This is a genomic window from Cellulosimicrobium sp. NPDC055967 (assembly GCF_042269845.1).
GTDB lineage: Bacteria > Actinomycetota > Actinomycetes > Actinomycetales > Cellulomonadaceae > Cellulosimicrobium.
On record NZ_JBHJYJ010000012.1, the window covers coordinates 37,228 to 58,826 of the forward strand.

The 21,599-nt window shown below is 73.9% G+C and carries 18 protein-coding genes; 10 read left to right on the forward strand and 8 right to left on the reverse strand.

All coding sequences use genetic code 11. From position 1 onward, the window contains the following. Positions 1-102 precede the first annotated feature (102 nt). Together rsmA and ACFC2L_RS15075 are read left to right on the forward strand one after the other, a co-directional pair. The gene (rsmA, locus tag ACFC2L_RS15070; RefSeq protein WP_375825095.1) at positions 103-1,041 is read left to right on the forward strand and encodes a 16S rRNA (adenine(1518)-N(6)/adenine(1519)-N(6))-dimethyltransferase RsmA; all 939 of its coding nucleotides are present in this window, start codon (positions 103-105) and stop codon (positions 1,039-1,041) included. Continuing rightward, a complete protein-coding gene (locus ACFC2L_RS15075) occupies positions 1,038-1,988 on the forward strand; it encodes a 4-(cytidine 5'-diphospho)-2-C-methyl-D-erythritol kinase (protein WP_375825096.1) in 951 nt (316 codons plus the stop codon). The genes rsmA and ACFC2L_RS15075 overlap by 4 nt, the downstream gene beginning before the upstream one ends. 393 nt (positions 1,989-2,381) lie before the next feature. Here ACFC2L_RS15075 and ACFC2L_RS15080 read toward each other — a convergent pair whose 3' ends face one another. Beyond that, positions 2,382-3,407: an acetylxylan esterase gene (locus ACFC2L_RS15080; RefSeq protein WP_375825097.1), complete on the reverse strand. Its 1,026-nt coding sequence runs from the start codon at positions 3,405-3,407 to the stop codon at positions 2,382-2,384. A 222-nt stretch (positions 3,408-3,629) separates the two neighbouring features. Between ACFC2L_RS15080 and ACFC2L_RS15085 the strand changes: the two genes are divergently transcribed. From ACFC2L_RS15085 to ACFC2L_RS15110, 6 genes are all read left to right on the forward strand, one after another. After that, positions 3,630-5,645 (forward strand): DUF1349 domain-containing protein, encoded by a 2,016-nt coding sequence (locus tag ACFC2L_RS15085; protein ID WP_375825098.1) that lies wholly within the window; start codon positions 3,630-3,632, stop codon positions 5,643-5,645. 258 nt (positions 5,646-5,903) lie between these two features. Further along, positions 5,904-7,046, forward strand: a complete 1,143-nt coding sequence (locus ACFC2L_RS15090; protein ID WP_053370163.1) for a LacI family DNA-binding transcriptional regulator — start codon at positions 5,904-5,906, stop codon at positions 7,044-7,046. Further along, entirely contained in the window at positions 7,043-8,683 is a 1,641-nt protein-coding gene (locus ACFC2L_RS15095; RefSeq protein ID WP_375825099.1) for an FAD-dependent oxidoreductase, read from the forward strand. The genes ACFC2L_RS15090 and ACFC2L_RS15095 overlap by 4 nt, the downstream gene beginning before the upstream one ends. 51 nt (positions 8,684-8,734) lie before the next feature. Then, entirely contained in the window at positions 8,735-10,081 is a 1,347-nt protein-coding gene (locus ACFC2L_RS15100; RefSeq protein WP_375825100.1) for an ABC transporter substrate-binding protein, read from the forward strand. A 2-nt stretch (positions 10,082-10,083) separates the two neighbouring features. Beyond that, a complete protein-coding gene (locus ACFC2L_RS15105) occupies positions 10,084-10,971 on the forward strand; it encodes a carbohydrate ABC transporter permease (protein ID WP_375825101.1) in 888 nt (295 codons plus the stop codon). After that, the gene (locus ACFC2L_RS15110) at positions 10,961-11,929 is read left to right on the forward strand and encodes a carbohydrate ABC transporter permease (protein ID WP_375825102.1); all 969 of its coding nucleotides are present in this window, start codon (positions 10,961-10,963) and stop codon (positions 11,927-11,929) included. Before ACFC2L_RS15105 ends, ACFC2L_RS15110 begins: the two co-directional genes overlap by 11 nt. A 13-nt stretch (positions 11,930-11,942) precedes the next feature. Here ACFC2L_RS15110 and ACFC2L_RS15115 read toward each other — a convergent pair whose 3' ends face one another. Continuing rightward, on the reverse strand, positions 11,943-13,112 hold the full coding sequence (locus ACFC2L_RS15115) for a WXG100 family type VII secretion target (RefSeq protein ID WP_375825103.1): 1,170 nt from the start codon (positions 13,110-13,112) through the stop codon (positions 11,943-11,945). 164 nt (positions 13,113-13,276) lie between these two features. On the opposite strand from ACFC2L_RS15115, the gene ACFC2L_RS15120 reads away from it, so the two are divergent. Next, positions 13,277-15,136: an ABC-F family ATP-binding cassette domain-containing protein gene (locus ACFC2L_RS15120; protein ID WP_375825104.1), complete on the forward strand. Its 1,860-nt coding sequence runs from the start codon at positions 13,277-13,279 to the stop codon at positions 15,134-15,136. A gap of 34 nt (positions 15,137-15,170) precedes the next feature. Here ACFC2L_RS15120 and ACFC2L_RS15125 read toward each other — a convergent pair whose 3' ends face one another. Continuing rightward, positions 15,171-15,656 carry a MarR family winged helix-turn-helix transcriptional regulator gene (locus tag ACFC2L_RS15125; protein WP_375825105.1) on the reverse strand — a complete coding sequence of 162 codons (486 nt, stop codon included), beginning with the start codon at positions 15,654-15,656 and terminating at the stop codon, positions 15,171-15,173. Between the two features lie 119 nt (positions 15,657-15,775). Here ACFC2L_RS15125 and ACFC2L_RS15130 point away from each other — a divergent pair, with 119 nt between their 5' ends. Next, positions 15,776-16,378, forward strand: coding sequence for an NADPH-dependent F420 reductase (locus ACFC2L_RS15130; RefSeq protein WP_375825106.1), 603 nt, complete (start codon positions 15,776-15,778; stop codon positions 16,376-16,378). A gap of 110 nt (positions 16,379-16,488) precedes the next feature. On the opposite strand, the gene ACFC2L_RS15135 is transcribed toward ACFC2L_RS15130, so the two are convergent. The 5 genes from ACFC2L_RS15135 to ACFC2L_RS15155 form a co-directional block, all read right to left on the reverse strand. Then, entirely contained in the window at positions 16,489-17,508 is a 1,020-nt protein-coding gene (locus ACFC2L_RS15135; RefSeq protein ID WP_375825107.1) for a TetR/AcrR family transcriptional regulator, read from the reverse strand. A 146-nt stretch (positions 17,509-17,654) separates the two neighbouring features. Further along, complete coding sequence (locus tag ACFC2L_RS15140; RefSeq protein WP_375825108.1) at positions 17,655-18,476, reverse strand: ABC transporter permease; 822 nt, start codon at positions 18,474-18,476, stop codon at positions 17,655-17,657. Next, a complete protein-coding gene (locus tag ACFC2L_RS15145; RefSeq protein WP_375825109.1) occupies positions 18,473-19,420 on the reverse strand; it encodes an ATP-binding cassette domain-containing protein in 948 nt (315 codons plus the stop codon). Before ACFC2L_RS15145 ends, ACFC2L_RS15140 begins: the two co-directional genes overlap by 4 nt. Positions 19,421-19,616: 196 nt before the next feature. Next, the gene (locus ACFC2L_RS15150; RefSeq protein ID WP_375825110.1) at positions 19,617-20,984 is read right to left on the reverse strand and encodes a CynX/NimT family MFS transporter; all 1,368 of its coding nucleotides are present in this window, start codon (positions 20,982-20,984) and stop codon (positions 19,617-19,619) included. A 64-nt stretch (positions 20,985-21,048) separates the two neighbouring features. Continuing rightward, a complete protein-coding gene (locus tag ACFC2L_RS15155) occupies positions 21,049-21,549 on the reverse strand; it encodes a MarR family transcriptional regulator (RefSeq protein ID WP_353708574.1) in 501 nt (166 codons plus the stop codon). Positions 21,550-21,599 lie beyond the last annotated feature (50 nt).

Consider the following 21,599-nt stretch of genomic DNA (forward strand, 5'->3'; position numbering starts at 1 on the left):
ACTCACGGCCGCACCAGGGAGGGCGGGGCGCACGGCGCCCCGCCCTCTCGTCGTCCCGCGAGGTCCGTCCCGTCGCCGCCCCGGTCGGTAGGCTTGCCTGTCATGAGCGACACCCGCGGTGCCCTGCTGGGTCCGGCCGAGATCCGTGACCTGGCGGGCCGCCTCGGCGTCCGCCCCACCAAGACCCTCGGTCAGAACTTCGTGCACGACGGCGGCACCGTCCGCAAGATCGTGCGGGCCGCGGACGTGCGCGCGGGGGAGCGCGTCGTCGAGGTCGGGCCCGGGCTCGGCTCGCTCACCCTGGGGCTGCTCGAGGCGGGCGCGAGCGTCGTCGCGGTCGAGATCGACCCGGTCCTCGCGAAGCAGCTCCCCACGACGGTCGCCGCGCACGTGCCCGACCTCGGCGACCGCCTCGAGGTCGTGGGCGCGGACGCCCTGGAGGTGACGGCCCTGCCCGGGGAGCCCCCGACGGCGCTGGTCGCCAACCTGCCGTACAACGTGGCGGTGCCCGTGCTGCTCACGTTCCTCGAGCGGTTCGACTCGCTCGAGCGCGTGCTCGTCATGGTGCAGGCCGAGGTCGCGGACCGGCTCGCCGCCCCGCCCGGGTCGCGCACGTACGGCGTCCCGTCGGTCAAGGCCGCCTGGTACGCCGACGCCCGCCGCGCCGGGACCATCGGCCGCAGCGTGTTCTGGCCGGTGCCGAACGTCGACTCCGCGCTCGTCGCGCTCGACCGCCGCGAGCCCCCGACGACGACCGCGACCCGGGAGCAGGTCTTCGCCGTCGTGGACGCCGCCTTCGCGCAGCGGCGCAAGATGCTGCGTTCCGCGCTGTCCGGCCTCGCCGGCTCCGCGAGCGTGGCCGCCGAGGTGCTCGTGGCCGCCGACGTCGACCCGCAGGCGCGCGGCGAGGTGCTCGACGTCGCGGCCTTCGCGCGCGTCGCCGAGCAGCTCGTCCGGCACGGCAGCCTCGGCGAGCGCCCGGCCGGCGGTGCCGCACCCGCGGAGCGTCGCACCGGACGACCTGGCACAGTGGACGCGTGACACCCCCGCGACCGCCGAGCATCGCCCTCGCGCCACCCCCGTCCGTCCGCGTGCGCGCACCCGGCAAGGTCAACCTCTCGCTGCGGGTCGGGGCGCTGCAGGACGACGGCTACCACCCGCTCGTGACGATCTTCCAGGCCGTCGGGCTGAGCGAGGAGGTCGTCGCCCACCAGGTGCCACCGGGCGCGGGCGTCTCGCTCGGCGTGACCGGGCTCCAGGCCGACGTCGTGCCGACCGACGAGACGAACCTCGCGTGGCGGGCCGCCGTCGCGCTCGCCGAGCACGTGGGCGTCGACCCCGACGTGCGGCTCGAGATCCACAAGGAGGTCCCCGTCGCGGGCGGCATGGCGGGCGGGTCCGCGGACGCCGCTGCCGCGCTCGTCGCGTGCGACGCGCTCTGGGAGGCCGGCGTGCCCCGCGCCGACCTCGTCCGCCTCGCCGCGGGCCTCGGGGCCGACGTCGCGTTCGGGCTCGTGGGGCACACCGCCGTCGGGACGGGGCGGGGGGACGTGCTCACGCCCGCGATGACGCGCGGCGAGTTCCACTGGGTCTTCGCCGTCCAGGCCGACGGCCTCTCCACGCCGGAGGTGTACCGCACGTTCGACGAGACCGTCGGGGGCCCGGCCGAGCTCGACCTCGCCGAGGACACCGCGCTCATGCAGGCGCTGCGCGCCGGGGACGCGGTCGGGCTCGGGCAGGTGCTGCGCAACGACCTCCAGGGCCCCGCGCTCGCCCTGCGCCCCGAGCTCCAGCGGACCCTCGACGTCGCGACCGAGGCCGGCGCGCTCGGCGCGATCGTCTCCGGCTCCGGCCCGACGGTCGCCGCCCTCGCGCGCAGCCGCCAGCACGCGCTCGCGATCGCCGCGTCGTGGACCGCGAACGACGCGTGCGACACCGTCTGGTGCACCACCGCCCCCGCCGCCGGCGCGCGCGTCGTCGCCCACTGACGAGCCTGCCCGCCGAGGGTGAACCGTGGTTGCGCGAGGTAGAGCCGTGTCCGCCGAGGTAGAGCCGTGGTTCTTGTGCTCGACGGCGTGTGGTCGCCCTGGGTGGTCGGGGTGGGTGGTGGTGCCGCGTCTACCATCCGCGCCGCTCGTTCCTCGCGTCGCTCCCGCCAGGCCCGCCACGACGCGGCACCACCACCCACCCCGCCCGGCGTCGTCTCACCCTGGTCGTCGCTGACCCGGGCGACTACCCGCGGTGTCGGGCTCGCCCGTATGGGACCGGACCGGACCGGACCGGGCCGCCGGTCTACCTCGTGCTACCGGGGATCTACCTCGCGACCACGGCTCTCCCGCTGCGGCTGCGCGGGTCGGGCATCGGGCGGTACGCGGCCGTGGCTAGCGGGTGTGCTCGCGGAGCCAGGCGAGCTGGCGGGCGAAGCGGTAGGCCTGGCCACCTTCGTGCTCGTTGAAGCGGTAGACGTCGATCGCGCGCGCGACGTCCCCGGCGCCCGCGTCCGCGGCCCAGCCGTTGTACGCCGCGTACACGGTGGACGGCGGGCAGACCGGGTCCATGAGCGCCACGGAGAACAGGCCGGGCGCGGTCGCGCGCCGCGCGAGGCTCGCGCCGTCGAGGTAGGAGAGGGTGCGGAAGACGGCGTCCTCGTGCTCGCGATGGACGGCGAGATAGCGCGTGATCTCCGAGTACGGCGGGCGGTCGGTGATCTCGACCGCGCGGCGGTAGTGGGTGAGGAACGGCACGTCGGGCATGGCGGCGACGAGGCCCTCGGTGAGGCCGGCGACGGCGATCGTCAGGCCGCCGCCCTGGCTCACCCCGGTCACGGCGACGCGGGCGGCGTCGATGCCGTCGATCGTGCGGACGGCGTCGACCGCCCGCACGGCGTCGGTGATGACGCGGCGGTAGTAGTGCTCGTGCGGGTCGAGGACGCCGCGCGTCAGGAAGCCGGGTGTGGCCGGGCCTGATCCGACCGGGTCGGGCGTGTCGCCTCCCGCGCCCCAGCCGCTGCCCTGTCCGCGCGTGTCGACGACGAGGTGCGCGTAGCCCGCGCTCGCCCACAGCAGGTGCTCGTGGGGCAGGCCGCGGCCGCCCCCGTATCCCAGGTACTCGACCACGGCGGTGAGCGGTGGGCCGTCCCCGGCGGCCGCCGCGCGCGCGGCTGCGGCGGGCCGCACGAGCCAGGCCTTGACCGGCTGGGCGTCGAAGCCCGGGAACGTGACGTCGTCGACCACGACCGTCTCCAGCCCGGCGTCGACGCGCTCGAGCCGGACGGTCTCGGCGAGGTCGCCGCCGGCCGCGCGTGACCCGGCGAGGGTGCGCGCCCAGAACGCGTCGAGGTCGGCGGGCTCGTCGAGCGCGGGAGCGTAGGTCTCGAGCTCGGCGAGGGGCAGGTCGAAGAGCGGCACGGTGGCGATCCTCCGGAGGGCGCACAAGGGTGATGTCGGACATCGATGTCGGGTCGGGACGACTCTAGCGCCGGCGAGGAGAGCTCCGGGCCACGCTAATAATGCGCATCATCCCTTTGACCCGCGCGGGGCCGGTGCGGCGAGACTGCCACCAGCCGCCGCCGCGCGCGCGGCGCCCGGTCGGCGACGAGGCCGCCGGTGAGGAACCGATGGAGGTCCCCTGTGAGAACCCGAGCACCAGCACCCCGCCGGAGACGCCGCGTCGCGACGGCGGCGGTCGTCGCCCTGGCCGCGATGGTGGCAGCCGGCGCGGTCGCCCCCGCCGTGGCCGCGCCGTCGCCGACAGCCCTCGCCCCGGCGCCGGTGGGCGCGACGGCGGCCGACGCCCCGTCCGCGTCCGACCTCCCGGTCTTCGAGTACCGCGGCGTGATCACCGACAAGGAGTCGATGATCTACAACCCGACGGACGAGTTCATCTTCCCGAGCGTCTTCCACGCGGGCGCCTACCTCGACGACGCTTTGGGGGAGTGGTACCTGTACTACGCCCCGCACGACTCCCCGGGCGGGATCTCGCTCATGTACGCCGACTCGCTCGAGGGCCCGTGGACGGAGTACGCCCACAACCCGATCGTCGCGGACGAGTGGCTGCCGTTCTACGAGCGCGTCTCGCACGTCTCGTCGCCCGACGTCCTGTGGGACGACGCGGCCGACGAGGTGCTGCTGTACTTCCACGGCGAGAACTCGACGACGCGGTGGGCGACGTCGAACGACGGCGTGACGTTCGACGACTCCGGGGTCGCGGTCACCAACGCCGACGGCGGTGCCGGGACCACCGAGACGTCCTACGCGCGCGTCGTCGAGCACCCCGACCCAGCGTCGGGCTACCGCTTCGCGATGACGTACATGCAGAACCGGACCGACAACATCCGGCGCATCAAGGTGGCCGAGTCGGTCGACGGCAAGGCCTGGGACGTGCGGCCCGACCCGCTCGTCGTGCCCGACGCCGCGACCGGCACGAACGTGTCCGGCGGCAACCTGTGGGAGTGGGAGGGCCAGCTCTACGTGGTCTACCACGGCTCCACGGGCATCACGTTCGCCCGCACGCTCGACCCGACGATGACCCAGGTCGGACCGCGGTGGGAGCTCCACAGGGCCAGCGGTGTCGGTGAGGACACCGGCCGGGTGGCCGCGCCCGAGATCGTGACCGACGGCGACGAGACCTACCTCTTCTACGAGTCCGGCGACCGGCTGGGCGCGACGATCGCGTGGGCGCAGCGCGACCCCGACGCCGTCCGGCCGCCCGAGCCCGGCCAGGACCCCGACCCGCTGCGCGAGCAGTGCAGCGGTGCCGCGTCGGACGAGTTCGACGGCACGACGCTCGACCCGGCGCGGTGGTCCGTCGTCCGCGCGGGCACCGCTCGCCACGAGCTCGTGGACGGCGCGCTGCGCGTCCCGACGTACCCGACCGGCGTCGCGGGCGCCTCGCTGCCGCTCCAGGCGGTCCCCGACGGGCCCTGGGAGGTCACGACGGCCGTCTCCGTCTCCCCGACCGAGCGCTTCCAGCAGGGCGGCCTGCTCCTGTACCGCGACGACGCGAACTACGCGAAGCTCGACCTCGTGCACGGCTCGCTCGGCCCGCGCGTCGAGTTCATCTGGCGCCAGAACGGCACCGACCGCAACACGGGGTTCGACTCGGTCGTCCCGCCGGCAGGACTCGGTGAGACCTTCTGGCTGCGCCTCGCGAGCGACGGGAGCGCCGTGCAGGCGTCGGTGTCGGTCGACGGCGTCGAGTTCGCGCCCTGGGGTCGCACCGTGGACGTCGCGGCGCTTGGTGCGACGGGCGTCGGGCCGTTCGCGATGCGCGGCTCCGCGACGCCGCCGGAGATCGTGGCGTCGTTCGACTGGTTCCGGTGGACCCCGACCGCCGAGGAGGCGGCCGCGTGCGACGACGACGTGCCCGCCGTCGAGGTGCAGGCCGTGACGCGCTGCCTCGCGGGCCGCGCGTACGTCGCGGTGACCGCGCGCAACGAGGGGGAGGCCGCGACGACGGTCCGGCTCGTGACGCCGTTCGGCGAGCGCACCGTGGCGGACGTCGAGCCCGGGCGCAGCGCCTACCAGTCCTTCGCGACGCGGGCGACGTCGGTCGAGGCCGGGGAGGCGAGGGTCGACGTCGCCGGGGCCGACGGTGTCCAGCACGGCTCGACCTCGGCGACCTACGACGCGCTGACCTGCGGATAGCGCCGCACGCACGCGCGGCACAGCGGGCCCAGGGATGCACCTCCGAGTGCGTCCCTGGGCCCGTCGTGCATCCTCCGGCAGTCGCCCGCCGGGGCGGCGGTGACCGTCGCGTCGCCGATTATGCGGATCACCGGCGGCGGACAGAGGCGCGGAGTGCCAGCGTTCGCGACGTAATAATGCGTATTACCGCGTTGACCCGCACGCGCCGCTCTGGCGAGACTCCTCGCACGTCATCGACGACGTGATCGAGGAGGATCCATGCCGAGGCACCGCATCACCCAGGCCGACGTCGCCGCCATGGCGGGCGTCAGCCAGGCGACGGTCTCGTTCGTGCTGAACGACAGCACGCCCGCCGGGGTGCGGATCAGCGAGGAGACCCGTCAGCGCGTGCTCGACGCGATCCGCATCACCGGCTACTCGGCGAACCCCGTGGCCCAGCGCCTCGCGGGCGGGCACAACCAGATCCTGGGCGTCTTCACCTACGAGGCGACGTTCCCGCGCGCCGGCCGGGACTTCTACGGCCCGTTCCTGGTCGGCATCGAGCACGCGGCCGAGAAGCTGGGCATCGACATCCTGCTCTTCACGAGCGCCCGCGTCGTCGACGGCCGGCGCCGCCTCACGCGCGACGGGTGGCAGCGCCTCGGGATCGCCGACGGCTGCCTCCTGCTCGGCCAGCACGAGGACCGCGGCGAGCTCCAGCACCTGCTCGACACGAACTACCCGTTCGTCTTCATCGGGAAGCGCGGGAGCGACGGCGGGCGCCTGCCCTACGTCGGCGCCGACTACGTCGCGGCGACGGCGCGCCAGGTCGAGCGTCTCGTCACGCTCGGCCACGAGCGCATCGGCTACGTCGGGCCGCGCGGCACCGACCAGCCGACGCTCGACCGCGTCGACGCCTACCGCGCCACGATGAAGGCGCACGGGCTCACCGTGCGCTTCGTCGAGCTCGACGACGTCCCGGCCACGGCCGCGGAGATCGTCGACCAGCGCCTCACGGCCGTCGTCGTCGCCCCGGAGAACTATCCCGAGGAGCTCGTCGACGAGCTCGAGGGGCGCGGGGTCCGCGTGCCCGACGACGTCTCCTTCCTCCTCCTGGGCCAGCCGCACCACGGGCGTCCGGGCGGGCGCCGGTGGTCCGGGTTCTCGATCCCGCGCGAGGAGATGGGGGCGCGCGCCCTCGTCCTGCTCTCGCGGCTCGTCGCCGAGTCCGGCTCGGGCCGCTCCGACCGCAAGGCCGCGCGCGCCGCCCGGGTCCCCGAGGACGAGCTGCACCAGCTCCTCGAGTGCGTCGACGTCGACGGCGAGACCGTCGCCGCGCCACCGCCCGCGCCACCCCCGGCAGCCGGACCGTCCCTGCAGACCTCAGAGCACCAGAGCACCAGAGAAACGGAACCAGCGTGACCCATCCAGACCTCCAGGCAGACGTCCTCGTCGTCGGCGGCGGGCTCGGCGGCGTCGCCGCCGCGCTCGCGGCCGCGGAGCGGGGCGCCCGCGTCGTCCTCACCGAGGAGCACCCGTGGATCGGCGGGCAGCTCACGTCCCAGGCGGTGCCGCCGGACGAGAGCGCGTGGGTCGAGCGGTTCGGCGTGACCGCGCGCTACCGCGCGCTGCGCGACGGCATCCGCGACGTGTACCGCCGCTCGTACCCGCTGACGGACGCCGCGCGCTCGTGGGACGCCCTCAACCCTGGCGCCGGCTGGGTCTCCAAGCTGTGCCACGAGCCGCGCGTCGCGGTCGGGGTGCTCGAGGAGATGCTCGCCCCGTGGCGGTCCGCGGGCCGCATCCGTCTGCTGGAGCGCGTGCGCCCGACGGCGGCCACCACCGACGGCGACCGCGTCACCTCCGTGACGCTCACCCCGGTCAGCCCGGGCGACGGTACGGGCGCCGACGAGGTCGTGACGGTCCACGCCGCGTTCATCGTCGACGCGACCGAGACGGGCGACCTCCTGCCCCTGACGGGCACGGAGTACGTCACGGGCTTCGAGTCGAACCGTGAGACGGGGGAGCCGAGCGCTCCCGACGAGGCGCAGCCGGACAACGTGCAGGCGCTGAGCGTGTGCTTCGCCGTCGAGCACGTCGACGGCGACCACACGATCGACCGTCCCGAGCGCTACGACTTCTGGAGCACGTACACCCCGGGCCCGTGGAACGGGCGGCGCATGCTGTCGTGGGAGGCGCCGAACCCGCGCACGCTCGCGATGGACGTGCGGTCCTTCACGCCGAACCCGGGCGACGACGCGCGCGCCGTGGACGCCGACCAGTCGAAGAACCCGGGCGACGGCAACCTGTGGACGTTCCGGCGCATCGCGGCGCGCGACCTGTTCGCGCCCGGCCACTACGCGAGCGACCTGTGCCTCGTGAACTGGCCGAGCATCGACTACTTCCTCGCGCCGGTGCTCGACGTGCCGCGCGACGTGGAGGAGGCGCGGATCGCCGACGCCCGGCAGCTCAGCCTCTCGATGCTCTACTGGATGCAGACCGAGGCGCCCCGCCCCGACGGCGGGACGGGGTTCCCCGGACTGCGCCTGCGACCGGACGTCATGGGCTCGGCCGACGGCCTCGCCCAGGCGGCCTACCACCGCGAGTCCCGCCGCCTGCGCGCGGTGACGACGGTGACGGAGAACGACGTCTCGTACGCCGTGCGCGGGGACCGGGGCGCGACGCGCTACGACGACTCGGTCGGCGTCGGCATGTACCGCATCGACCTGCACCCCTCGACCGGCGGCGACACGTACATCGACGTCGCGTCGACCCCGTTCGAGATCCCCCTCGGCGCGCTCCTCCCGCAGCGTGTGACCAACCTGCTCGCGGCCAACAAGAACATCGGCACGACGCACATCACCAACGGCTGCTACCGCCTGCACCCGGTCGAGTGGAACATCGGCGAGGCCGCCGGCCACCTCGCGGCCCACTGCCTCGCGACCGGGCGCACGCCGCACGCCGTCCAGTCCAAGGCCGACCTGCTCGCCGACTACCAGGACGAGCTCGTCCGGGCCGGCGTCGAGCTGCGCTGGCCCGCCGAGGCACACCCCTACTGACGCGGGCCCCGCCCGCACCGACACGGCCACCCTCAGTCCGAAGGAGAACTGATGACCCCCCTGACCCCCCGCCGCGCACCCCGCCCGGCCCGCATCCGACACCGCCTCGTGAGCGCACCCCTGGCCGCAGGCGGCGTCGCGCTCGCCCTCGTCCTCACCGCGTGCTCCGGCGGCGGCGACGACGTCGCCGGCGAGCCGAGCACGCCGAGCGAGCCCGTCGAGCTGCGCATGACCGTCTGGACGGCCGACGAGACGCAGCTCGCGCAGTTCCAGGATATCGCCGACGCGTACGTCGCGGACAACCCCGACCTCGTCTCGGGCGTGACGTTCGAGACGATCCCGTTCGAGGACTACACGACGTCGCTCACGACGCAGCTCGCGGGCGGCAACGCCCCGGACCTCGCGTGGATCCTCGAGAGCTACGCGCCCGAGTTCGTCGCGAGCGGCGCGCTCGTGGACGTCGCCCCGAAGCTCCAGGAGACCGAGGGGTACGAGTACGACGACCTCCTGGACTCCTCGCTCGCGCTGTGGGAGAAGGACGGCGGCCTCTTCGCCTACCCGTTCTCCAACTCGCCGTTCGCGATGTTCGTCAACACCGACCAGGTCGCCGCCGCGGGCCAGCCGAACCCGGCCGACCTCGTCGCTTCCGGGGACTGGACCTACGACCAGGCGCGCGACATCTCGGCGGCCGCCGCCGCGGCGTCGGGCAAGCAGGGCCTCGTGGTGCGCGACTTCGACTTCAAGGTGTGGGAGAACCTGTCGACCGTCTGGGACGGCTGGGACGCGGCGCCGTGGAACGAGGACGGCACACAGTGCACGTTCACCGACCCGGAGATGGTCGACGCGCTCACGTGGATCCACGACGCGACGTTCGTGGACAAGGCGATGCCCGGTCCGGGCACGACGGCCGACTTCTTCGCGGGCGACGCCGCGATGACGATCACGCAGATCAGCCGCGCGTCCGCGCTCGACGACTCGTTCGCGTGGGACGTCGTGCCGCTCCCGGCCGGTCCCGCGGGTCAGCAGAACGTCATCGGCCAGGCGGGCATCGGCGTCTTCGCGGCGGGCGAGCACCCGGACGTCGCCGCCGACTTCCTCGCGTGGTTCACCAACCCGGAGAACGCCGAGACGCTCGCCGCGTACTTCCCGCCGCCGCGCGAGTCGCTCCTGAACGCGGAGACGCTCGGCGCGGCGAACCCGAAGCTCAGCGAGACCCAGCTCCAGGCGGTCGTGGTCGACGGCATCCAGGGCGCGGTGACCAAGCCGTCGCACCGGAACTTCGCGAAGCTGCAGGACACGGTGCGGGCCCAGCTCGACGCGCTGTGGACCGCGGACGCCGACGTCGAGGGCGTGCTCGCCGACACGTGCGCGGCGATCCAGCCCCTGCTCGGGGACTGAGCGTGGCGTCCTCCGCACTCGCACGACGGGACGCGGCCGTGGGGTACACCATGGTCGCGCCCGCCGTGCTCGGCGCGCTCGCGTTCGTCGTCGCACCGCTGGTCGCCGTGGTCTGGTACTCGCTGCACGAGTGGAACGTCCTCGCGAACACGTTCACGTTCGCGGGCGCCGACAACTACGAGCGCATGCTCTCCGACCCCGGCCTGCGCGACTCGCTGCTCGCGAGCCTGTGGTTCTCGGTCGGGCTCGTGGTCCTCAACATCTCGCTCGCCCTGCTGCTCGCGGTGCTGCTCAACCAGAAGCTCCCGGGCACCACGACGTTCCGGACGTTCTTCTTCTCACCGGTGGTCGTGTCGCTCGTCGCGTGGACGATCGTGTGGAGCTTCCTGCTCCAGGCCGACGGCGGGATCAACGGCTTCCTGTCGCTCCTCGGCGTCGAGGGCCCGAACTGGTTGCGGGGCGAGACGACGGCCATGATCTCGGTGATCGTCGTCCAGGTGTTCAAGAACGTCGGCCTCAACATGATCCTGTTCCTCGCGGCGCTGCAGGGCGTCCCGGAGGAGGTCCAGGAGGCCGCGCGCATCGACGGGGCCGGCGCGTGGCGGCGCTTCCGGTCGATCACGCTCCCGCTCATCAGCCCGACCGTGCTGCTCGTCTCGATCCTCACGATCGTCGGCTCGCTCGAGGTGTTCGCGCAGATCGCCGTGCTCACGGGCGGGGGGCCGGGGAACTCGACCACGGTGCTCGTCTACTACCTGTACCAGCAGGCGTTCCGGTTCAACGACTTCGGCTACGCGAGCGCGATCTCCGTCCTGCTGTTCGTCATCGTCCTCGTCCTGACACTCGTGCAGTGGCAGACGCGCAAGAGGTGGGTCTTCCATGAAGTCTGACGTGATGCCCGGCCCGGCCACGCTCCCGGGCGCGGACGGTGACCCGGCCCGGCCCGCGGCGTCGGGCACGGGCGACGGCGCGGACCGCCCACGGCACGCGCCCGCGCGTCGGGACCGGGCCGCGCGGTCCCGGCGCCGGTGGGGACGCTGGGCGCTCGTGGCGCTGCTGGTCGTGCTGAGCGTTCCCTTCGTGTTCCCCACGTGGTGGATGGCGACGTCGAGCCTCAAGCCGATGAGCGAGATCCTCCGCGCCGTGCCGACGCTGTGGCCGCAGGACCCGTCGTTCGCGGCGTACGGGGACGTGTTCCGGCTGCAGCCGTTCGCGCAGCAGTACTGGAACAGCCTCTACATCGCCGCGCTGGTGACCGTCGGGACGATCCTCGTGTCGTCCATGGCCGGGTACGCGTTCGCGCGCATCCGGTTCCCCGGGGCGAACGCGCTGTTCCTGCTCGTGCTCGTGGGGCTGCTCGTGCCGTCGGAGGTGACGATCGTCCCGCTGTTCCGGATGGTCAACTCGCTCGGGCTCATCGACACGCACTGGCCGCTCGTGGTCATCCCGATCCTCGGGGCGCCGAGCGTGCTCGCGACGTTCATCATGCGCCAGTTCTTCCTCGGCCTCCCGGGCGAGCTCGAGGAGGCGGGGCGCATGGACGGCCTCGGGCGCTGGGGGATCTTCTGGCGGATCGCGTTCCCGCTGTCCCGCTCCGCGATCTCGGCCGTCGCGATCTTCACGTTCCTCAAGTCGTGGAACCTGTACCTCGAGCCGATCGTGTACCTGTCCAGCAAGGACCGGTTCACGCTCCCGCAGGCGCTCACGCAGTACGTCGACGCCTACGGCGGTCCCATGTGGAACGTGCAGCTCGCGGCGACGACGCTGACGGTGCTGCCGGTCCTCGCGGTGTTCCTCGTCGCGCAGAAGCAGTTCGTCCAGGGCCTCGCGCACACGGGACTGAAGTAGGAGGGCCCGCCGATCAGCCCTGCTCGGGGTACTCGGTGCGGGTGCGCGACCCTCCGACCGAGACGCTCCCTCCGCCGACCACGGGCAGCGGCGTCCCGGCGGAGAACCCGACACCCTGCTCCTTCACGACCGTACCGCCGGGTGGCGTCGTGATGAGCGAGCTCGGTGGGTTGGGCACGACGTTGCCGCTCGCGTCGTACGTGACCGCGTACACGCCGGGCCCGCCGGCGTCCTTGCTGCCCGGGACGATCCCCGTGCCCTCGATGCCTGCGCCGGCGTCGCCGCGGACGTAGACCGTCGTGGTGCCCGTGTTGTTGTCCACGCGGGTGCCGACCAGGCCCTCGACCTCGACCTCGGCCCTCCCCCCAGCGAGCGGCACGACCGCACCCCCGGCGGACCCGGTCGCGTAGGCGCCCGCCTCGACGATCGTGGCGTCGGGCCTCGGCGGCACGTACGACCCGAGCTCCGGCCCCATGTAGTGCATCGTCTGGCGCTGCTGGTAGGCGAGGAAGGCGTCGACCTCGTCCTGGCTCGCGAAGGTGTACTCGCTCCCGACGTTCAGCACCGCCCCGCCCGAGGCGCCCGCCTGCGCGCCGAGGTTGACGCCGTGCTCGTTCACGTGCCCCTCGACGTAGGGGGTCGGGGTGCCCTCTCCGACTCCCAGGCTGCCCCCGGCGAGCTGGGTGACCCGGAACGTCCCGTCGGAGAGCTCGTCGATGCGGTACTCGAACCCGGCGCTCCCTTCCCCCGGGCCGACCCCGATGCCCTGCTCGTACGTCACGTGCTCCGTCGCGACGATCGTCGGCGGCTCCTGCTGCTCGGTCATCGGCGGCAGGTCGGGCAGGGTGTGATCGCCCGGCAGACCAGGGATCCCGCCGCTACCGCCACCAGCACCGCCGCCACGGCTCCCGCCGCCGTCGACGGCGCTCGCGCTGTCCTGCTGCTCGGCCTGCACGCGGAGCTTCTGCGCGCCGTCGTCGAGCAGGGTCGACGCCGCTCGCAGCGCCGCCTCCATCTCGCCGTGCCACCGTGCCCGCAGCGCCTCGGCGTCCGGACCTGCCCACGGGGTCGACGTGACGGCGGCGCGCAGCGCCGAGGTCGTCGCCTCGAGCCTGGCGGACTCGCCCTGGAACGTGTCGGCGAGCCCGCGCAGCGCGGCGACGTCGGCACCGTAGAAGGACATGGTGAACCTCTGTTGGCAGGGGGGACGGTTGTCACGGTCACCTTTCGTCATGACGCGGCCCGGCGCAAGGGGGAGGAGTCCCCATCGGGCGCGAGGCGCGCGGTCGGGCCTCGCGCACCGGCGCCCCGGACGAGGGCGCCGCCGAGGTCGCTAGGCTCGACGGCGTGGCTCATCTTCTCGGCGCCGACGGCATCTCGCTGACCGTCGGCACCCGCACCCTGCTCGACGACGTCTCTCTCGGCCTCGACGACGGCGACCGCGTCGGCATCGTCGGCCCCAACGGCGCCGGCAAGTCGACGCTCCTGCGCCTCCTCGCGGGCACGCAGCAGCCCGACGGCGGCCGCGTCACCCGGGTGGGCGGGCTGCGGGTGGGGCTGCTCGACCAGCGCGACGACGTCGGCACCGGCGCGACGATCCGCGACCTCGTGCACGGCGACGCCGCGACGCACGCGTGGGCGTCGGACGCGAGCATCCGCACCGTGCACGCCGGCCTGCTGGCCGACCTCGACCTCGACGCCCCCGCGGACACCCTGTCGGGCGGGCAGCGGCGCCGCGTCGCGCTCGCGGCCCTCCTCGTCGCCGACCACGACGTGCTGTTCCTCGACGAGCCGACCAACCACCTCGACGTCGAGGGCGTCGCGTGGCTCGCCGCCCACCTGGGCGACCGGTTCGCGCGCCCGGGCGCCCGGGGCGCGCTCGTCGTGGTGACCCACGACCGCTGGTTCCTCGACGCCGTCTGCTCGCGCATGTGGGAGGTGCGCGGCGACGGCTCCGGTGCGGTCGAGGGGTACGAGGGCGGCTACGCCGCCTACGTGCTCGCGCGCGCCGAGCGCCAGCGGACCGCCGCCGTCGCCGCGGAGAAGCGCGACAACCTGCTGCGCAAGGAGCTCGCGTGGCTGCGCCGCGGGGCACCCGCCCGCACGTCCAAGCCCAAGTTCCGGCTCGACGCCGCCGCCGCGCTCATCGCCGACGTCCCGCCGCCGCGCGACACGCTCGAGCTCACGCGCACCGCGACCAAGCGGCTCGGCAAGGACGTGCTCGACCTCGAGGACGTGACGGTCGCCGTCCCCGTGCGCGGCGCGGCCGGTGCGGACGTGGCCAGGCGCGTGCTGCTCGACGACGTCACGTGGCGCCTCGGGCCCGGCGACCGGTACGGCGTCGTCGGGGTCAACGGCGCCGGGAAGACGACGCTCCTCGCGCTCCTCGCCGGGCGGCGCGAGCCCGACTCCGGGCGGGTCAAGCGCGGCAAGACCGTCCACGTCGCCGAGCTGTCGCAGGACGTCGGCGAGCTCGACGACATCGCCGGGTCGCGCGTCATCCAGGTGATCGAGGACGAGAAGCGGTCCGTCGTCGTGGACGGCAAGGAGCTCACGGCCTCGCAGCTCGTCGAGCGGCTCGGGTTCACGCGCGAGCGGTCCCAGACCCTCGTGCGCGACCTCTCGGGCGGCGAGCGCCGCCGCCTGCAGCTCCTGCGGCTGCTCGTCGCCGAGCCCAACGTGCTGCTGCTCGACGAGCCGACGAACGACCTCGACACCGACACGCTCGCCGCGCTCGAGGACCTGCTCGACGGCTGGCCGGGGACGCTGGTCGTCGTCTCGCACGACCGCTACCTGCTGGAGCGCGTCGCGGACCGCCAGGTCGCGCTGCTCGGAGACGGTCAGGTGCGCGACCTGCCGGGCGGCGTCGAGCAGTACCTCGACCTGCGGCGCGCGGCGCTCGCGGGCGCCGGGGCGTCGTCGAGCGGCTTCGCGCCCGCGTCGGGGGCCGACGGCGGCGCGGACAGCGAATCGGTCGTGGCCGGTCCGAGCGCGGCCGAGGTGCGTGTGGCGAAGAAGGAGATCAACCGCATCGAGCGCAGGCTGTCGAAGATCGCCGAGGCGGAGGGTCGCCTGCACGAGAAGATCGCCGCGAACGCGACGGACTTCGCCGCGGTCGCCGAGCTCGACGCCGAGCTGCGCACGCTCGCGGCCGAGAAGGACGAGCTCGAGGCGGCGTGGCTCGAGGCGGCGGAGGTCGCGGGCTGACGAACCCGCGCGAGCGAGCGGTCCAGCGGGCCGGTCAGCGGCGCAGGAAGCCCATGCGGTCGTCGGGGTCCACGCGCTCGAGGATCGCGCCCGCGATGGCGTCGAGCTGCTCGACCTGCTCGGGGGTCAGCGCGTCGATCACGTGGTCCCGGACGGTGGCGACGTGGCCCGGCGCCGTCGCGACGACCTTGGCCCACCCGGCGTCGGTGAGGTGCGCGTTGGTGGCGCGCCGGTCCTCGGGGCACGGGACGCGCTCGACGAGCCCGCGCTTCTCGAGCCGGGCCACGACGTGGGAGAGGCGGGGGAGCGTCGCGTTGGTGGCGCCCGCGAGGTCGGTCATGCGCAGCGTGCGGTCGCGGGCCTCGGAGAGCATGGCGAGCACGTAGTACTCGAAGTGGCTGAGGTCGGCGTCGCGCCGGAGCTGGGTGTCCAGGACGCCCGGTAGCAGCTCCACGACCGCCACGAGCCGCTTCCACGCGTCGAGCTGCTGGTCGTCGAGCCAGCGGGGTTCTGTCGTCATCGGGCCTCCTCCGGTGTGACCATCGTAATAGTTGACGCTACAAGTTTAGCGTCGTAGGGTGATGGTTGTAGCAACAACTAACAGCCGACCGGGCGGCCGGCGCAGGAAGGGAAGCCACCATGAGCAGCATCACCATCATCGGCGCGGGCAACATGGGCACCGCGATCGCCGGGCTCGCGCTCGCCGCGGGCAGCGAGGTGCAGGTCCTCACGCGCGAGGCGACCGACCTCGATCCTCGTGTCTCGGCCGGGACCGTCGGCGACGAGCTCAAGGGCGACGTCGTCGTCCTCGCCCTCCCGTACGGGGCCGTGGCGGAAGTCGTCGACCTCTACGGCGACCGCCTCGACGGCAAGGTCGTCGTCGACATCACCAACCCGCTCGACTTCGCGACCTTCGACGCCCTCGTCGTGCCCGACGGCTCGTCGGCTGCGGCGCAGATCCAGCAGCGCGTGCCCGGCGCGCGCGTGCTCAAGGCGTTCAACACGAACTTCGCCGCGACCCTCGCCTCCGGGCAGGTCGGTCCGCTCCCGACGACGGTCCTCGTCGCGGGCGACGACGCGGACGCCAAGGCCGCGCTCGCCGGCGCGGTGTCCGGAGTGCGCGTCGTCGACGCCGGCTCGCTGAAGCGCGCGCACGAGCTCGAGGCGCTCGGCTTCCTCCAGCTCACCCTCGCCGCGGGGGAGAAGACGTCCTGGACGACAGGCTTCGCGCTCGCCGAGTGAGCCCACGCGCCGAGATAGCGACGCACCGCCGAGATAGCGACCCCCCGGCGTCCGGGAGTCGCTATCTCGGTGGTGCGTCGCTATCTCGGGGTCACGTGCGGCCTCCGGGATCAGTGGCCAGACCTCTCCGCCGCCGCCCGGGCCGCCTCGCGTTCCGCCTTCTCCGCCTCGCGCAGCGCCTTCTCGAGCTCGCGCACCTTCTTCTGCGCCTCGCGGACGCGGCGCTCGGCGTCGCGCCGCTTGAGCGTCGCCTTCTTCACCTTCGGGTCCTTGACGTGCACGGCGATCTCCACCGGGGCGACGGCGTCGCGCGGGTCGGCCCCGGCGTCGCCGGCCGGGGCCGGCAGGTCGTCGGGCGCCGGGGTGCGGCGCCCCGCGCCCGGGGCTCCGGCCGCCCGGGCGTCCACGTAGACCGTGATCCCGTCGAGCACGCGCTCGAGGCCCCAGGCGGTGTCGTCGATCGTGCCCTCCTGGGCGTACGTCCCCGCCTCCACGAGCGGGCGCAGGTAGGGGAAGCGCACCTCGTCGACGAGGTCGCGCAGCGCGCCGCCCCAGCCGCCGCCCAGGACGGTCTCGTCGCCCCCGCCCGCGGTGACCGCACGGGCGAGGTCGCTCTGCAGGCGGGCGGCGTTCCGCGCGTAGCCGCTCACGAGGAGGATGACCGACATCTTCTCCTCGTCGTCGAGCGGCGTGGAGCGCAGGGCGCGCAGCGCGCTGTCCGCCCCACGCAGGTTGTTCGGCGTGAGGGGCGCGCCGGTCACCGGGATGTCGAGGAACCACGGGTGGGACGCGAACACCGCCATGGTGAACTGCGCCCACTCGCGCAGCTCCGCGCGCCAGTCCGCGGGCTCGTGCGCGGGCGGGTACTCGACGTCGAGCGCCGCCTCCTGCATGAGCAGCAGCAGGTCGTCCTTGCTCGTCACGTACCGGTAGAGCGACATGGTCGTGAAGCCGAGGCTCTGGGCGACCTTCGCCATGGAGACCGCGGCCAGCCCGTCCGCGTCGGCGATCTCCATGGCGGTCTCGACGATCCGCTCGATGCTCAGCTCGCGCTTGGGCGCGCGCTCGGGCCGTTCGGCGACGCCCCACGCGAGCGCGAGCCGGGGCGGGAGGTCGGGTGCGTCCGTCATGGGTTCATCCTCCCCGACCGGCGCCGGTCCCGGCGGACCGTCGCCGACCAGGCCCTCTTCGCGGCCGAGCAGGTGGTCGTGGCGCGTCCGGTCGGCAGGACGCGCCAGGACCACCTGCTCGGCCGAGGTGGGGGTTGGGGTGGGTGTCAGCGGGCCGTGCGGCGGCGGTAGAGGAACGAGCCGGCGGCGCAGCTCACGACCAGGAATCCCGCGAGCCACGCGATCGCCGTGAGGACCGTCGTCGCGTCGGGCGATCCCGCGAGGAGGCCGCGGAACGTCTCGATGATCGGCGTGAACGGCTGGTTCTCGGCGAAGCCGTGCAGCCACGAGGGCATCGTGTCGATCGGGACGAAGCCCGAGCTGAGGTAGGGCACGAACAGGAAGAGGAAGTTCACCGACTGCGACGCCTCGACGCTCAGGACCAGCCCGAGCGCGACGCTCAGCCAGGTGAACGTGAGCACCGCGACCACGGCGAACGCGACGAGGCCCACCCAGTCGCCGAGCCCGGCGTCGGGCCGGAACCCCAGCGCGAGCGCGACGGCCACGACGACGACCGCGGACGCGAGGTTGCGCACCACGCTCGCCACGACGTGCCCCCACAGCGCGGACGGCCCGAAGATCGGCAGCGTCTTGAACCGGTCGATCGTGCCCGACGTCATGTCCTGCGCGACCCCCACGGCGGCCGTCGCCGAGCCGAACCCGAGGCACATGACGAGCACGCCCGGGACGACGTAGTCGATGTAGTCGTCCCCGCCGATCGCGCCGCCGAAGATGACGACGAACACGAGCATGATCATCACGGGCAGCACGAACGCCGTGATGAGCCCGTCGACGCTGCGGAGCTGGCGGCGCGTCTCGCGCGCGACCATCGTGCGCACGTCCCGCGCGGCGGTGGCCGGGGTCTGTCGCGCGCGCGACGGCGTGGCGCGGCGGGGGCGGTCCAGGGTGGTCGCGGTCGTGGCGCTCATCGGGCGCCCTCCTTCCGGGTCAGGGCGAGGAAGACGTCGTCGAGCGTGGGCTTGACGACGCTGACCCCGACGACGGCGAGGTCGTGGGAGTCGGCCGCGGCGAGCACGTCGCGGATGGTGCGGACCGGGTCGTCGCTCGGTGCGGTGAGGGAGAGGTCCTTCTCGTCCGTGGTCGTGCGGGCCAGGCCCAGTGCCGGCGCGAGCCCGACGGCGGCCGCGAGGCTCGCGGGGTCGTCGAACGCGACGCGCACGTGGTCGCCCGCGACGAGCGCCTTGAGCTCGGCGGCCGTGCCGCGCGCGGCGACGCGGCCGTCGTGCAGGACGGCGATCGTGTCGGCGAGGCGGTCGGCCTCCTCGAGGTACTGGGTCGTGAGCAGGACCGTCGTGCCGTCGGTCGCGAGGCTCCGCACGACGTCCCAGAGCTGGGCGCGCGAGGCGGGGTCGAGGCCCGTCGTCGGCTCGTCGAGGACGAGGACCGCCGGGTCGGCGACGAGGCTGATCGCGAGGTCGAGGCGGCGGCGCATGCCGCCCGAGTACGTCCCGACGCGGCGGTCGGCGGCGTCCGTCAGGTCGAAGCGCGCGAGGAGCGCGTCCGCCCGCGGGCGTACCGCGCGGCGCGGGAGGTGCGCGAGCTCGCCCATCATGACGAGGTTCTCGCGGCCCGTCTGGAACTCGTCCACCGACGCGTACTGGCCCGTGAGCGCGATGGTCTCGCGCACCCGCGCCGCGTCGTGGACGACGTCGGCGCCCGCGACGCGGGCCGTGCCGCCGTCGGGCCGGACGAGGGTCGTGAGGATGTTGACGGTCGTGGTCTTGCCGGCGCCGTTGGGCCCGAGCAGCGCGAAGATCTCGCCGCGGCGCACGGTCAGGTCGACGCCGCGCAGCACGGCGTGGTCGCCGTAGGACTTCTCGAGCCCCTGCACGGCGATCATCGGTTCGGTCATCGCCTTCTCCTTCTCGGTCGGACGTGCTGGCCGGTGTGCGGCGCACACTGGCGTGTATGGCATAAACAATGTGTACACCATAAACACGCGTCGACGCGCGGGTCAAGGGCGTAGTGCCTGCCGAGGGAGCGAGCGCGAGGTAGAGCTCTGGTCTCCCGAGGTAGAGCCCTGGTCGCGCGGGGTAGGGACGTGGGGGCTAGCTCGCGCGATCGCGGGGGGAGCTCGTGAGGACGAGGCCGATCCCCGTCATGACCACGAGCGCACCGAGCACGACGGCGACCGGCGTCGTCCAGGTCCCCGTCGCGGTCTGCAGGGCGCCGGCGAGCGTCGGGGCCACGGCGGCGAGGCAGTAGCCGACCGACTGCACCGTCGCCGACGCCTGTCGACCGCGGCGGACCGTCGGGAAGCGCTGCGCGACGAGCGTGAAGACGACGACGAAGTTCGCGGCCTGCGCGATCCCGGCCATCGACGCCCACACCGCCCACAGTCCCGGCGCGACGAGCAGGCCCAGGGGCAGCGTCAGCCACAGCACCGCGATCACGGCGAAGCTCTGCCGCAGCGACCATCGCCGCACGGCGAGCGGCACGGCGAGCCCCCCGACGATCGCGAACCCCTGGAACAGCGACGCCGCCCCGCCCGACGCCGCGCGCGGGATCCCCGCCAGGTCCTCCAGGATGAGCGGCAGCCACGCCGTGAGCGCGTAGAAGCTCGACGACTGGAGCGCGAACATCGCGCACAGCCACCACGTGAACGGCGTCGCGAGGACGTGGCGCTCGCGGGCGGCGGCGGGGTCGGTGCCGGTGACGCCCTCCGCCGCTGCGGTGGCGAGGTCGCCGGGGTCGGGGGCGGCGTCGTCGTCCGGCCCGCCCGCGTCGGCCCGTGCGCGCCCCGCTCCGTCGGCGGGCGCCGTCGTGCCCGACGGCGTCCCGCTCGCCCGGTCGGTCGCCGCCCCTCCCGGCCGGCTCGGCTCGCGCGGGACCGCCCGCAGCCACCACACGAGCGCGACCACCGCGAGGACCGACCAGGACGCGAGCGCCCAGCGCCACCCGACGGCGTCGGCCAGGGGCGCGGTGAGCGCCGTCGTCGCGACGGTCCCCACGTTGATCGCCGCCGTGTACAGGCCCGTCACCGTCGCGACGTGGCCCGGGAAGTCGCGCTGCGCGATCATCGGGACGGCCAGGTTCGCCGTCGTGATGCCGAGCCCCAGGAGCACCGTCCCGGCGAACGTGCCCGCGGCGCCGAGGACGGCGACGTCGGCCGAGCGCAGCAGGGTGCCGGCGAGGATCAGCGCCAGGGCGACGGCGATCGCCGTCCGCAGCGACGACCGCCCCAGGAGCCCGGCGACCGCGGGCGTCGCCACGGCGAAGCAGAGCACGGGGATGCCCGTGAGCAGGCCCGCGGCCGCCGCGGTGAGGTGCAGGTCCACCGCGACGTCCGCGACGACCGGCGGAAGCGCCGTGAGCGGCGCGCGCAGGTTGACCGCGACCAGCAATACCGCGACGAGCAGCACGCCGTCGATCCCGCCGCGGAACGTGGTCGGGCGGGGCGGCCGGGACGGCGGCATCGGGCGGTGACCTCCGGGTGCGGGCACGTGCGACGCCGCGCGGCCCGGTCAGCCGGGTCGTCGGTCAGTCGTCGAACTGTCCTACGACTGTACGCAGGAGGGCCGCGAGCGCAGGGCGGCCGCCGGGCTCCAGCGCGTCGAGGATGCGAGCCTCCACCGCGAGCAGGTCGGTCATCGCCGTGTCGACGCGCTCCAGGCCCTCGGGCGTGAGCTCCACGAGCACGCCGCGACGGTCGTCGGGGGACCGGCGGCGCAGCACGAGCCCGCGCTCCTCGAGCCGGTCGATGCGGTTCGTCATGGTCCCGCTGGTCACGAGCGTCTGCGTCACCAGCGCCCCGGGCGACAGGCGGTACGGCTCGCCGGCCCGCCGCAGCGCGGACAGGACGTCGAACTCCCAGGTCTCCAGGTGCCCGCGCGCGAACGCCGTGCGGCGCGCGCGGTCGAGGTGCCGGGCAAGGCGGTCGACGCGCGAGAAGACGGTGAGCGGCTCGACGTCGAGGTCCGGGCGCTCGCGCTGCCACGCCGCGACGATGCGGTCGACCTCGTCCTCGTGCTGCTGCTCCATGACGCGAGGGTACTCGATGTGTCTCGACATCAAGACTCTTGACGCCCGCC